The sequence below is a fragment of the Providencia sp. PROV268 genome (assembly GCF_028477805.1).
Lineage (GTDB): Bacteria > Pseudomonadota > Gammaproteobacteria > Enterobacterales > Enterobacteriaceae > Providencia > Providencia stuartii.
Genome location: NZ_JAMPLW010000006.1, coordinates 140,874 through 155,942 on the forward strand (window position 1 = coordinate 140,874; position 15,069 = coordinate 155,942).

General features: G+C 35.9%; 10 protein-coding genes. 4 read left to right on the forward strand and 6 right to left on the reverse strand.

What is annotated here, in order from left to right; all coding sequences use genetic code 11:
• Window positions 1-7: 7 nt before the first annotated feature.
• The 3 genes from PR699_RS05845 (at window position 8) to PR699_RS05855 (ending at window position 3,629) form a co-directional block, all read left to right on the forward strand.
• Complete coding sequence (locus PR699_RS05845) at window positions 8-1,888, forward strand: heme lyase CcmF/NrfE family subunit (RefSeq protein WP_014656461.1); 1,881 nt, start codon at window positions 8-10, stop codon at window positions 1,886-1,888.
• Window positions 1,881-2,978: a heme lyase NrfEFG subunit NrfF gene (gene nrfF, locus PR699_RS05850; protein WP_014656462.1), complete on the forward strand. Its 1,098-nt coding sequence runs from the start codon at window positions 1,881-1,883 to the stop codon at window positions 2,976-2,978. Before PR699_RS05845 ends, nrfF begins: the two co-directional genes overlap by 8 nt.
• 234 nt (window positions 2,979-3,212) lie before the next feature.
• Window positions 3,213-3,629 carry a hypothetical protein gene (locus PR699_RS05855; protein WP_004922246.1) on the forward strand — a complete coding sequence of 139 codons (417 nt, stop codon included), beginning with the start codon at window positions 3,213-3,215 and terminating at the stop codon, window positions 3,627-3,629.
• Between the two features lie 788 nt (window positions 3,630-4,417).
• On the opposite strand, the gene ascB is transcribed toward PR699_RS05855, so the two are convergent.
• The 3 genes from ascB to PR699_RS05870 form a co-directional block, all read right to left on the reverse strand.
• Complete coding sequence (gene ascB / locus PR699_RS05860; RefSeq protein ID WP_014656463.1) at window positions 4,418-5,848, reverse strand: 6-phospho-beta-glucosidase; 1,431 nt, start codon at window positions 5,846-5,848, stop codon at window positions 4,418-4,420.
• Window positions 5,849-8,162: 2,314 nt separating this feature from the next.
• Window positions 8,163-9,578 carry an FAD-binding oxidoreductase gene (locus PR699_RS05865; protein ID WP_004922269.1) on the reverse strand — a complete coding sequence of 472 codons (1,416 nt, stop codon included), beginning with the start codon at window positions 9,576-9,578 and terminating at the stop codon, window positions 8,163-8,165.
• A 1,057-nt stretch (window positions 9,579-10,635) separates the two neighbouring features.
• Complete coding sequence (locus PR699_RS05870; RefSeq protein WP_014656465.1) at window positions 10,636-11,208, reverse strand: hypothetical protein; 573 nt, start codon at window positions 11,206-11,208, stop codon at window positions 10,636-10,638.
• A gap of 1,017 nt (window positions 11,209-12,225) precedes the next feature.
• Here PR699_RS05870 and PR699_RS05875 point away from each other — a divergent pair.
• Complete coding sequence (locus PR699_RS05875) at window positions 12,226-12,558, forward strand: hypothetical protein (protein WP_036943980.1); 333 nt, start codon at window positions 12,226-12,228, stop codon at window positions 12,556-12,558.
• Window positions 12,559-12,726: 168 nt separating this feature from the next.
• Here the strand turns inward: PR699_RS05875 and lpxL are convergent, their stop codons facing one another.
• The 3 genes from lpxL to PR699_RS05890 all read right to left on the reverse strand — a co-directional run bounded on the left by lpxL (window position 12,727) and on the right by PR699_RS05890 (window position 14,596).
• A complete protein-coding gene (lpxL, locus tag PR699_RS05880; RefSeq protein ID WP_014656467.1) occupies window positions 12,727-13,650 on the reverse strand; it encodes an LpxL/LpxP family Kdo(2)-lipid IV(A) lauroyl/palmitoleoyl acyltransferase in 924 nt (307 codons plus the stop codon).
• Between the two features lie 277 nt (window positions 13,651-13,927).
• Window positions 13,928-14,248 carry a hypothetical protein gene (locus PR699_RS05885; protein ID WP_004922284.1) on the reverse strand — a complete coding sequence of 107 codons (321 nt, stop codon included), beginning with the start codon at window positions 14,246-14,248 and terminating at the stop codon, window positions 13,928-13,930.
• Complete coding sequence (locus PR699_RS05890; protein ID WP_014656468.1) at window positions 14,249-14,596, reverse strand: hypothetical protein; 348 nt, start codon at window positions 14,594-14,596, stop codon at window positions 14,249-14,251.
• Window positions 14,597-15,069 lie beyond the last annotated feature (473 nt).

Sequence of the window (15,069 nt, forward strand, 5' to 3'; positions counted from 1 at the left end):
GTGCTCATTGGAACTTATACTCCCTGAAATCGGGTTTATTAGCTTGCTGTTAACACTCTGCATAACCAATTTTCATGCCTTGTTTGGGTTGGTTAGTACCTACAAACACACCCAAAAATCACGCTTACTTGGGGTTTATTGGTCTACTCTGCAATTTATATTTCTCGTTATTGCGTTTCTTTGCCTAACTATTTCCTTTATTCAAAGTGACTTTTCGGTGGTGTATGTTGCTCAACATAGCCACCGTTTATCCCCTTTATTAATAAAAATAGCGGCGGTTTGGGGTGGGCATGAAGGTTCACTCCTTCTTTGGGTGCTTTTACTGTCGACTTGGCATCTGTTATTCGCTTGGCGCTATCGCAAACAAGATCACCCCTTTTTTGCTTTAACCTTAGCTATTCTTGCCGCAATGAGCGCAGCGCTACTTTGGTTTATCGTGCTCTATTCAGACCCTTTTATGCGGATCTTTCCGCCCGCGATTGAAGGTCGCGACCTCAACCCAATGTTGCAACATTGGGGGCTTATTTTACATCCTCCGCTACTTTACTTGGGTTATAGCGGCTTGATGGTCGTCACATCATGCGTTTTGGCTTCGCTGATTGCTGGAAATTTCAGCCAAACTATTGCATGGGTTTGTTGGCGTTGGGCCGTACCAAGTTGGTGCATACTTACCATGGGGATCACGCTAGGCTCATGGTGGGCCTATAGCGAATTAGGATGGGGCGGTTGGTGGTTTTGGGATCCTGTCGAGAATGCCTCACTGTTGCCTTGGCTAGCGGCAACCGCCCTACTACACAGTTTAGCGGCTTCGCGAAAACAGGGAAGTTACCGCCATTGGTCGATGATCTTAGCCATAGTCACATTTATTTTATCATTACTTGGCACGCTTATTGTTCGTTCGGGCATACTCGTGTCAGTCCATGCATTTGCCCTAGATAATGTTCGTGCAATACCATTATTTTTATTATTTATTAGCATGAGCATCGTCGCCTTACTTATTTATGGTTGTAAGGCGAAACCCGCAGCATCAGCCTCTAAACGGGCATTAACCCTACGCGAAATCTATTTACAGATGACATTGATTTTATTTGTGGTTGTCCTGTTTATTGTGTTAGTCGGCACGCTATATCCCATGCTCTACAGCCTACTTGGGTGGGGAAAGATATCAGTCGGAGCGCCTTATTTTAACCAAACATTACTGCCTTTTGGCTTAATTATGCTGATGGTTATCGGCGCTTGGGCCGTGGGGAGCCTCAAATCATCTACCCGCTCTTTTTTCCGTTGGCGTTTGTCTGTTAGCATCATTGCCGCTGTAATCGCCCTACTTTTGCGATGGAGTGATGCTAAATTTATCGCGAGCGCAACGGCTATAATGGTTGGCTTACTGTTGCTATTATGGCTACGCCCTCTCAATGAAATACAGAAGCGACTAGCCTCATTACTTGCACACACTGGCGTGATTATTTTTGCCACTGGTATTGCTTTTTCTACTGTAAGCAAACAAGAAATCAGTGCCAATATGACAGTTAATCACACCGTTTCACTCGCCGGTTATCAATTTAATTTCAAGCAATTACAGTTGGATACTCAATCCAATTACACCACTGAAAAAGCGCTCATTGCCGTTTATCAAAAAGATACATTTATTACACACCTTGAGACTGAACGTCGATTTTATACCGCTCGCCAACAGATAATGATTGAACCTGGTATGCACTGGGGATGGATGCGAAATTGGTACGCCGTATTAGGTGAAAAGACGGGAAATAACCGCTATGCGCTACGATTCTATGTGCAAGATGGTATCCAGTGGATCTGGGGAGGGGCTTTTATCATGTGCATCGGTCTCTTTATTGGGTGGTTTAAAGGGCGAAGTCAGCATGAATAAACTCTTGCATTATGTTGTTCTAACATTATTACTTATGGCGACGAATATAGCCAAAGCCGACATTGTGGATACTTGGCAATTTGCTACCGCAGAACAGCAAACAACTTCATTACAAATTGCGGCTCAATTACGCTGCCCTCAGTGCCAAAATCAAAACCTGCTCGAATCCAATGCCCCTACCGCTGTCAGTATGCGCCATCAAGTGTATAAAATGGTAGCGGAAGGGAAAACTGAAGCTGAAATACGCTCTTATATGACAGAGCGATACGGTGATTTTGTACTCTACAATCCGCCATTACACATGGGAACCATTGTACTCTGGAGCCTGCCGTTTATCGGATTCATCTTTGTCATCGCCCTGCTCTATTATTTAATAAAAAAAAGAGCCTCAGTACCGCGAACAAATCAACATAATTCAACGGAAGCTACCATTACTCCGGCGTCTAAGCTGTCCATACAATTAACTCATGAAATTCCATCACAGCACGCCGAAGTGAAGCGCAACGATACCCTTTCTTATTATGCTATCCATTTATGCGTAGCTCTATTACTGCTCCTTACAATAGCAGGGTATTTTTTTCTACCGCGCTTTAGCGCCACTTATCATGAATACCAGCGCATCTCAGACCCATTACATATATTGACCCCACTACAGCAACAACAAAGTGATCTGATACGCTTACAAAATAATATTCGACAATCCCCCCAAAATGGTGACCTTTGGGCAATCCTCGGTGAATATTATTTATATCAAAATAGCTATGACAATGCCTTGATTGCCTATAACCAAGCACTTAAATATACAGGAGAAAACGCGCAACTTTATTCAGCTATCGCGACTGTGCTCTATTATCAAGCGGGGCAACAGATGACTGAAGATACAATGCAAGTAATAGAGCATGCATTATCCATTGATAAACATGAAGTGACCGCTTTAATGCTATTAGCCTCAGACGCCTTTATGCACGCCAACTATGAAAAAGCCATTAGCCTATGGCAACAACTACTCGATAGTAATAGCCCTAGAATTAATCGTTCACAATTAATAGAAGCGATAAATATGGCAACAATAATGAAAAATAATCATTAAATCATTTTTTGATTATTTTTCATTTAAAGTACATACAGTCATCAATAAAAAATTTAAAATAACAATAACTATTCAAATAAACTTAACATAACAATTTATTATTAATTGTAACCCTTTGTCTTTAATTGACTATTGTTATTTCATCCCCATATAAACACGCCTATGCTTATGCTACCTTAATATCGCCTAATTCTAAAATCACTACTATTATTCAAATATAAAAAGAGTAACTTCATGAAAAAGAATATATTTTCATATTTAATTATTGCTCTTATCGCAGGCGGCTCATTTGTTGCTGGCATGATGGCAAATTATACCCCTGATCTGGATATCGTTAAAAAATCACAAAAAGCAGTGGAGGATTTCCTTACATTTCCCGAAACCGCCGAATATAAAAATGTTCATTACTATGAAATTCGGCAAACACTCGATCACGGAATACTCGGTTATGTATGTGGTGAGGTACTCGTTTTTAAAAGCGAAAATTCCTTTGGCTATAAACGATTCCTCGTCAAAACATATATGCACCAAGATGGAAGAAATGTCGTTTCTATCCCTTTAATTGAACGTTCTGGAAATATTTTTCCTAACGACAACTTCAACATCATCTGGGATCAATTTTGCCGTGAACAATCTGATAAGAAAGAATAATCTCTTTTGACGCCTGTAGTATGCAACTTAACCTTTATCAGCTCACCTTTTTGGCTTAGTAATAAATCACTCTTAATAAACCAGCACGCCCTCTTTTCTTCAACCCATTGATGAATATTGTTAATCTCCTTCAATTCATGTCTATTTATTACATAAGCCAAAAAGCCAATCTATTGAATACACAAGAAAATTTTACATAAGCAATATTAATATCTTTAAAAATATTAACACTTGACGTGTGTTTTGATACACAGTTCACATTTTTATCATCGGATTTATACGGTACATTAGTGTCAAGTCAAACGAAGGGAGAGATATCTCATCATTGAGGAATAAAAATTAATGTTGATGTTCTTTAATCACATTAACCAGTATCAATGTCGTTACACCATAAAATAGTAAATAATAATATTCGCAAAAATAAAAGTATAATATTTAACCAGTTGAATACTGAATTCTAATACCAGGGAATTTATTAGTACCAGTGTTATATCATTTCCTATCTGATATAGCGCGTAACAAAATATTACGCTTGTAATATAAAATAACATGCTAAGTTGAATACTTAAGTTATTATCATATAAACATTATATATTTAAGCTATGTATCAACGAAAAGCTAAGATATTTATTAAAAACTAACGTCTTCATCATGTACGTAGATATGCTATAGTACCGATTGCATAATTATAATATCGCTGTAAAGAACAAATCATGTAGTAGTGATTTCATTCAGTTAGAGTCCCTAAAGGGACTCTTTTTTTTATGTTTTAATATGGAAAAAAGCAATTAATACAAATCATTACCATGGCTTGCTATCACTTTTTTATACCACCAAAAAGATTTTTTACGTATCCTTGTTAGTGAGCCAGCTCCCTGATCATCCTTATCAACATACACAAAACCATATCGTTTACTCATTTCGCCTGTTGAAGCAGAGACTAAATCAATACATCCCCATGAAATATATCCCATAATGGGGATACCATCAGCGATAGCATCACCTAAAGCTTGAATGTGTGAACGATGGTAATCGATTCGATAATCATCAATAATTTCACCATCCTCATTTAACTTATCATGCGCCCCCAAACCATTTTCTACTAGAAATAATGGTTTTTGATAGCGATCATAGAGCATGTTTGCGGTTAATCTTAAACCGAGAGGGTCAATTCCCCACCCCCACTCACTCTGTTTTATATACGGAGAGCTTAAAGATTGTGCAGCATTAATCGACGGGTTTGTACCATCCCCCATATCCGCTGAGGCACAACGAGAGGCATAATAACTAAACGAAACAAAATCGACGGTATTTTTAAGGATTTGCTCGTCCTCTTCCGTGACCAGAAGTGTCACCTTGTTTTCACGAAAAACACGTTGTGCATAGGCGGGATAATACCCACGCACCTGTACATCAATAAAAAACAAGTTTTCACGATCTTTTTCCATTGCCGCCCATACATCTTCTGGTTTAGGCGACCAAGGGTAATATCCACCACCTGCAAGCATACAGCCAACTTGGTTTTGAGCATTGACTTCGTGGGCTATTTTTGTCGCTAATGCGCTAGCAACTAATTGATGATGAGCGGCTTGATATTTAACTTGTTCGCTATTTTCCCCCGCTTCAAAGACTAACCCTGATGATGAAAACGGCGTATGCAATAGCAAATTAATTTCATTAAATGTCAGCCAATATTTCACTATCCCATCAAATGCTTCAAAGCAGGCTTTGGCATAGGTCACAAAAAAATCAATCATCTTCCGGTCACGCCATGAGCCATACTCAGTGACCAAATGCATCGGAACATCAAAATGGCACAAGGTTACTAGCGGTTCAATATGATATTTTTTGCATTCATTAAATAAGTCGAGATAATAGGCGATACCTTCTGGGTTTGGAGTGACTTCATCCCCACGCGGAAATAAACGGCTCCATGCAATCGATGTGCGAAACACCGAAAATCCCATTTCTACCATTAGCGCAATATCACGCTTGTATTGATGATAAAAATCAATTGCCAAATGGCTTGGGTAATATTCATCATCTCGTAATTTAAAACGTTTTTCGATCCCCATTTTTACCGGATGCCTGTTAGCTCCATAAGGAATAACATCTGCAATACTGAGTCCTTTCCCCCCTTCAAAACAAGCCCCCTCCGCTTGATTTGCCGCTATTGCACCACCCCACAGAAAATCTTGAGGAAATAGAGATCCTGGCATAATTACCCTCATTCAATAGTGAAAAAATTATTTACTTTCTGGTTAACAAAAATTTTTTATATTTCTTTGGCGATACTGTTTTTGTTTAATCTTACCTATTAATTATTTATTGATAATTAATGACGGTAATATCTATTAACTCCCTATTAATCATCTTTATTAATCACAAAATCAGTAGAAACCATTGCGGTAACAGCCACAACTATCCGTCGATTAAAGATAAAAACAATGCCATTTTGAATAGTAATTATTTTTTGTGATGCACCACACACAATAAAAAACCACACACGTAATAAAGCGCTATGCCACATCATTCATATCGATAAAATAATAATCATTTGATTGATTATTTTATTTACAATATTTATCTATAAGGGGGAGTTTTGTTAGAGAATAATGTTTTTATTGATAGGATAAATTAAAAAAAGCGTCATAATTACAAAAACCCAATACTATCAATTAGTTAACAATCATTTTTTACTTGCTTTACTAAATACCACTATCGTTTTTTGATCATTAAAATAGTGGTTTCAAGCAGTAAGGTGATTAAATCATAAAAGATAGCAACAAGGTGCCCATACTCTCAATCATGTTTTCCTGGCAGAAATACTCCAATGGGTTAAAAATCATATTTATGGTATTGATAATGGAATAACCTAGTAGGTCAGTTATATCAACTGTTGGCATACTCATTCCTCATTTTGATGGCTCTCAGCAGGATAAATAATCCAATTAAAACTATCAATCAGAATCGTGTTAAAACTCATCTATTAAATACACCACCTATTTATCCCCTTTGTCAATATTATGTCATGACTAAAATACAATCGATAAGCTAAAAAATGTTTTCACTGCCTTTAAATGAAAACATGCTAAATCGCCCAATAACCCTAACTTATCTTAAATTTATCGATATCAAATCGTGATTATTACCTGACGTTTTAATTATAATAGCATCACAATATAATTAAATTACCTATATAGTGGTTAATAGAAGGCTTATTTAGAATACGCGAGATATTTTATTAAAAGAATAAAATTGTGAAGTCGATCAATCTGAAAACCACTATAAAAAAGTTAAGTATTAACACTTAACCTTATTTCCACACCAACTTAATCATTGATGTTTTAATAATAATTCCAGCATGAAATATTCTTATTAGAAAGGATAAGAATAAAAAATAACCCATTCAAATCAATCAGATGGAAACAACATCCATTGCCTTTTATATCTCTTTATTATTTTAATTTAAATATTTCATCGTAATAATAAATTTTATAAATTACTTTTTACGGCCCTGCATTAAAAAAAGATAAAAATCAGCCAGTTTGATAATTTGGTGTAATATTAAATAGCACAAATAGCTAATAAAAACTTCAATAATTTATTTAAATCATATACACTCAGCATGAAACGATAAAAAGGAATTGTTATGTTTAGATTTTTTGAAACATTTTTTAATGAGCTGTCCAATATAATGACTGCAAATAGCCGACGTATCATTGTGACAATCTTAGCTGTCGCAACGATTTCAACAACAGTAACCATGGAGTCTATCAACATCTATTTTATAGCCGCATTTATATTTATTAGTTTTTCACTATATCTACCTGAAATATATAAATTTATAATGAACAGGGTAAACTAAGTAACGTTGAATACATTGAGCTATAACATTTGACTTTGTCTTTTTAACAACACACATGCACCTGTTTTTGCCGTTAGTTGATTAAAAATTACGTATTAGCACCTAATTCACTTTTTACCATAAATCAAAAGAGCAATACGTAATCAGTAAAAATAACTATCAATAGTCACTAAGCACATCAGCAAAGATAAAAGCCTGCGTATTGTTATCCTTAAAGTCAGAGTAAATACCTACGACCCGCCTTAAATACAGTTAGCTTCATTTGTAATGATGCTCAATCGCTGTTTCTTCCTTTAAATACCTATTAACCATGGCTGCTTTGTCACCTCACTTTCTATATCTTACGACAATCAATCAACCGATATAAATTTCTACCATCATGGTACATCACCGTATTACTACAGCTTCAAAAAGTAACTGTATCCGTTAGCGTAAATACAATCATTCCTTTCTGCATAGAAAGAGATAAGAAATTAAATGGCCCACATATTTTGTATTTTCCTTTACACGAATGAGATGACTCCCCTCCTGCATGGATTCTCGAATGCGCTAATAGCGGCCTTATTTAGCATTAGCATGAGGGAATAGATTGCAGAAAGCAAAAAATGCCCTCACAAGGAGGGCTGTTATCAAATATGGGTCGGATAACTTAAAATCGATTTAATCTAAAATCTGTAAAGGCTAAATGGTTTCACATCCAATGAAGGTTCTTTACCTAACAGTAGATCTGCCGTGATTTCAGAAGAAACAGGGCTTTCTGTCATACCCCAACCTGTCGCGGTGTTAATCACCAGACCTGGATATTCATTAACTTGAGAAATGATAGGATTCTCATCTGGTGCTATCGCCATCGCACCACTCCACTGGTCGATAAGTTTAGAGTCTTTAAATGCAGGGAACTCTGCTTTCAATTTCTCTAATGAAGAATTTAGCTCAGGAATATCTGGCAGTGCGGTCATATTCCTATTTTTCTCAAACGGAGAAACTTCGTCTAGCTCCCAGTGTGTCGGTTGTGTAAATGAATTAATTAACTGTTCATTTAATGAAATGTGTACTGGGAAATCTGGCATTGATAGCAATGGCAGATATTTATAACCATAGATAAATGATTCTTTTACGACTGGAGCAACGATCACACGAGGCGAAGTCGCATAGGTGCCATCAGCTTGCTCACGGAAGAAAATGTTACCTGGTAAAGCGACGTTACCACCCGGTGCAGTAGGTGAACCACTGATCAATTGCTGAGATTGGTAAGCCGGTAATGTTGGTACGTCAACATTCAGATTTTGCATGAACAGTCTAGACCATACACCGCCAGCAACAACCACTCTAGAAGTTTTAATCGCACCTTTTTCTGTCACAACATCAGAAATTGCACCCGCTTGAGTTTCTAAGCCTCTTGCAGCACAGTTTGTGTAGATCTTAACCCCAATTTTTTTAGCGTATTCCGCCATAACAAAGGTTGCAATCTCAGCATCTAGGCTACCTGAGTCTTCTTCAAAACCGGCGATTGTCCAATTTGATGTAGCTCCACGAAGGCGCTGATTTAATTCATCACCTTCAATAATTCTAGTTTTGAATGGAATATCTGAACCGACATTCTTACTTCTTGTATCAATCCATTTTCTGACGTGATCTAAATCTTCTTCATCAAGAGGAACTTCTACGCGCCCTTGAGTACGATAGCTAGTATCGACACCCACTTTCGCATTCATTTCTCTCCAACGCTGTTTACCAATATGATGAAGCAGGAATGTCTCATCAGGCATTTTGTAAGTAATGACTTGGCCATAGAATCTAGAAGATTGTTCGCCAGCAATATTCCCCTTCTCAACGATTACAACAGACAAGCCGCGTTCAACAAGATTGATAGCGGTCATAATACCTAAAATACCAGCACCAATCACAACAACGTCAGCTTGCTTAGGTAGAGGACCTGCGGTTCCTTCAACAAACCCATGTCTTGGTGTGCCAGGAACAAATCTACCTTCTCGAGTTAACATCGGGGTTAAAATTCCCGCCCCACCAGCCACGGCTACAACAGCCCCGCCGATAAGAAACTTTCTTCTAGTTATTGCCATTTTAAAACATTTCCTTTTATCAAATGAACGTCAGTATCTAAATAATAAGATCATCATTTAATTTTTATTTGTAACGTAATTGTATTCTAATTTAGATTAAAATTAAATTTATTTGTTAAAAATTATTTTTAATGAATGTTTATTCATAAAATAAAAATAGAATATTAACTAAATAAAACTGAATACTTTTTAGACAAATAGCAATGCAAAACCCTATTCTATCAATATCGGAACTTCTGCAAGATATAATATATTTAGCGCTAACAGAAAAATGACAAGTCACTATAAATGAATAGTTATTTTCATTATTTAAAAGAAAAACACTTGGTCGCTAGGGAGAATTTGTAACATCTGTAGGAAAATTAACCTATCGTAGACCTACGATTTGGGCAATATTAAAGCTAACAGGATACGTTATTTTACTTAAGTATTTTATCAATTCATTTTTAGCTTAATATATCAATAACCATTAAAAAAAGGGGGACTCTTGAATCACTCTTACGGATATTATTGACCACTTATTAATTAAGGTCTTTTTATGCCATCGCACTTTACTCTCTATTATTTTAAGATTAAATTTCACACTAAAATTAACCTTATTCTTTGAGCTGTTATGACGAGACTATTCATGTTAGTTAAAGCTATTTAATGGTTATCTCATATCTCACCACAATTTAACCTACAGTGCTTACGTATTGTATTATCAGTACCTAGACCCCGACTTTCTTCGAATCAAAGAATAAATCATATTGATATAAAACTGGGAGCTAGAACAAATAATAGGCGCCCTTTGTCAACCTTTTCCCACTCATTCATTTTCATTGCTAGGCCTAGCTTTGTCGGTATTTCCCTTTCAAGGCTGATCAAAAAAATCATGCTTAAAAATAAGGTGGTCTAGAGAGGTGCTGATCTGATATCAACTAACTGTGCTATATTCAATTTAGGCTGATATAAAAATCCCCCAGTCCGAGTTAGGAGCTTCCTCCTAACTCATTGGATATTAAATGATGGCACAACAATAATTCTTTTTGCCTATAAGAAGTGATTGTGATGAAACTTATTTTTTATATTTATTATAAAATTCTTCACCGCACATCACTTTAGTAAAGTCGCTGCCAACGGTCATTACAGATAAAGGCTTAACTTTATCGACATAGATAAAGTGGTTTCTAATCTTATCTTTTTCTTTCACTGGTTTTACTTGACCATTTTCTATTTGGTCAGAGTCATAATTCACACAATACCCAATTGTGTTAGCCGTTTTTTTATCTTTTACCACCATGATTTCATTATATTTAAAACGATAACCTTGGTTGTCTTTAGCTAACTGTTCTTTCGTTTTATCGCTTCTCGCAAAAGGGCTTGATACGCGATATAGAGCATCAGCATATTCAGCATCCATTTTTTTGCTGACAAACTGTTGATCAGCAGAGCTAGCAGAAGCGTAAGTCACACCCTGCTGTGTTGTTTTAATACTATATGCTTCCCATTCCTCTGACTCTTGAACAACTGGGTTGGCGTCGCTCAGAATATTCGCGAATTCACCCCACATATCATTATTTGAGCTACAGCCTGTAACCAACAATGTGGCGGCGCTAAGTACTGTAATTGAGAGAATATGTTTTTTCATTTTTACCCTAAAAGTTAAGATTAATGGTACGCGATAGATTTGTAACCAATGATTTTTAAAGTATTTTCATTGTATCTAGGAAATAAATAATCTGCAAATAGGTGCCTTAATATCAATTACCATTAAATTTATCAGATAAATTAAGCATAGAAACTACAAGGTAATAAACAAACTATCACATCAATTTAATCCGATATTTAAAAATAAAATTTCTATCAATAGCCCTAATGATGGGCACTGAGTTTATATAAAAAGTCGACGGAGGTTGTGATCTGTCTCTTTCCTACTCTCGATTTGTTCATCACGACAAAATGAAATTTAAAATAAAAACACACATCATTATTAAGTATTAATAACTAAATTTGTCAGATATATCTTAATTCTCACTTCATTAAAAATAAGAAATATCCTACTCACCAAGAGAATTAAATACTATACTTTGATTTTTATTGTTCGTATGCAGCATACGATAGTCAGTAAAATTAAAGGCTGGACATTCATGTTTTCTCTACGCGGCTACGCATTATATTTTTATATTTTTTCTATCCTCTTTTTTATCGCACCGCTTGTCTATGTCATAATAAATGAAGATAAAAATAACTTACTGACCTTCTTAAGCAGCCTTACAATAATTTTTTATGTTATCGTCCGTATGGCAATATTTTTTTAAATTAAGGTAATTAGCAAAATAAAATTCGCTATTTTTATAGTCTCCTTCTTTGTGCGATACACGTTTTTTAATATTCTTTGCCTTTTCACCTTCTTAAGTCATTTTTCAGTATCGAGGTATTCAGACTAGCCAATGATTAAGCGATAAGTTCAATAACAGCATTTAGTTTCGCCTTAGCCCAGAGGTTAGCCAGCTACCACAGTCACAGCGATCAATTAACGTCACATTTTAAGCAAAGGCTCTGCTTGAGCATGCCAATCTCAGTTAACTCTTATTTAAAATATTACCCCTCTTTTTTATTATCTGACTTATCTCTTACATTGGATTCTTACAAGCAAGGTACGAATATGGGCGTTTCTATTTATTATTCCGCAACAAAAAAGACTCCTTTCAATATTGAAGAAAAAAATACGTTTGAAACCATGGTAAATCAGTTGAATCAAGCCTTTCCATACAAAGAAGATGCGGAGACTCTCTATTTTTATGAAGAGCCATCAGATCAATTCTTACTACAAGGTTCAACAAAATTACCACTTGATGATGAGTCCATTTTGCTCGAGTCTATCGATTATTGGTTAGATTGTCTTTCGCAATTAACTCTAGCGTTTTCGACAGCACAATGGAGTGTTAGCATCGAAGACTCAGAAGCTACATGGGTTGATGATCATTGGGAAATGTAATATTACGGGTAACCTAGAAATAGGATTATTTGCTATAATTAATTATTCCTATTCCCTCTCTTACCAATAAATACCCTTTATGTTTGAAGTACCAAATAATTAAAAAGACCCAACCAATGCGGGTCTTATATTATAGGGGGAATCCCCCTTATCTTGCGTCACCATTTTCTAAATATAGAGAGAAGGCTCCCCATCAGGGCGAGTTTTAAACCTTCTATGCGCCCACAAGTACTGCTCTGGTGCTTTCATTATTTCTTTCTCTAGTACAGAGTTAATTGTCGCGGCATCATGTAGCGTATCGCTAGTTGGGTAATTGACTATTTCTTTCCCTAGCACCAAGTCATAACTAATACCATTACGGTTACGTAGCAGTGTGACAGTTAATGTTGGTGAGTGAGATAATTGAGCAAGCGTTGATGTACCTTTTGACGTTGAAGTATTTTTGACTGAAAAAAACGGAGCAAATACAGTTCCCTTTCGACCAAAATCTTGGTCAGGTGCGAACCAAATGGCCTTGCCACTTTTTAATTCTTGAACCATAAATCTTAAATTTTTACGATCAATCATTCCTTTGCCAGAACGACATCGACCCTTTGTTTGAATATATTCCATTGCTTTGTTGTTATGTGGTCGATACATCGCATTTACAGGAAAGCATAGCCCCATAATTCTGCCACCTAACTCCAGCGACATAAAATGAACCCCAACGATAATTACCCCTTTATTTTTGGCAATAGCTTCTTGATAATTAGATATTCCTTTGACTTGAAAGAGCTTTTTAATTCTTTTATCACTCCAGAACCACGCTATTCCGGTTTCAAATAACGCAATACCTAGCGATCTCAAGTTTTCGATAACTAAATCGTCTATTTCTTTGCGGTTTTTATTTGGAAAACACAATTCTAAGTTTCTTTTTATAATGGAAACTCGTCTTTTAATAAAATACTTCGAATTAACCCCCAAAAATGCACCAAGCCGAACAAGCCATTTATAAGGGAGTTGAACCAATAAAAATAAAATAACAATTCCTAACCATGTTGTAGCGTATTTGGGATGGAGTAACTTTAGGGAGAACAGGTTTTTAGCGTACATATGTATCTCAACACTTCGTCTTTGCGATATGCAATGTAAGTTAGACAGTTATTCTTATTTTTAATTCAAAAATTTCATCAATCCGCCATCGTCTATTTATCCTTTATTTTCAATAAGATAAATGATAGAGAAAAGATATCAATCACTTTGTAATGATTGATTTTATATATCACGCACCTAATGGGTATAAAAGTTTAAATCACCATTTAGCGAAGACATATCAAAAATAGTTAAAAACACTAACTCATCATACCCCTAATAATAGTTATGAGTCTTATCATCTATCAAATTTTCTGCCATTTGTTGATTTTAAATAGGCATATTCACTATAGGGAAGTCTGATAATAATATTATCTTTATCAATAGCGCTTCCTAACATTGTCATCCTACAGAGTAAATTAACCTTGCCGACTCTCTGCATACATAATCCGTCAGGACTTTCAAAAAAACGCATATCACCTTTCTTCCACATAACAACAGTGACACCATCCGGTATTGCGCCTATTGGCTGAACAGTAAAAATTGTCAGCTTATTATATGCAAATACAGATATTGCACTGATTAAAACAATAAATATTATTAGTATTTTCTTTATCATTTAACAGCCTATCATCTCACCAGTATTTGTTATTGTGCACGTATTCCCTTCGCTATCAGATGTATGGCATCCAGAGCTGTCACACCAACTTTTTATCGAGTATTCATTGCCTTCACTATCAACTGAAAAGACTTCAGATGAACCATCCGCATAGTCTCTTGAGCCAGATGTTATTGAATATGAGTTACCGTCAGTATCATACGATTCAATAATATTATCGCCTTGTGCATTAGTACTCGATCTTGTACATGCTTGATAGGTACTATCACCTATACACTCCTCTGCCATTGCCGCTGTTGATATAAATGCCACAATAAGCGTATAGATTGTTTTATTTAGCAGTTTCATCCTGCCTCACCGATTAATTTTATTGTTTAAAGGAATTGCACTGTTTTAATAAACTAGAAATCTCAATAAATATAATCTAATTATTAATCTTAAAATAGCGAAAAAAGAAGCCTGTGCAGCTTATTGGAAAGCACACAGGATAATCATTTATCATTTTTAGGCTGCCTATACGGCAGTACACGCTGTACGGACATATCGTCGAGAATTGCGACTTTTCTAAGCTGCCTATACGGCAGTACACAACTATGAGCCTTTCCCATAACGCTGAGTTGTTTTCTAAGCTGCCTATACGGCAGTACACTATAAACTATCAGGAAAAAACCTTCGTGCAACAATAAATTATGGCTAATTTGTGCAAAATACCTTATTTTTTAGAGGGTATCATAACACTTTGTTTTTAAACAGAATAAAATTTCAATAAAAATAGAAGGTAAAATAAGATAACTATCACGCATCTTCCCCCCCTTCTTACA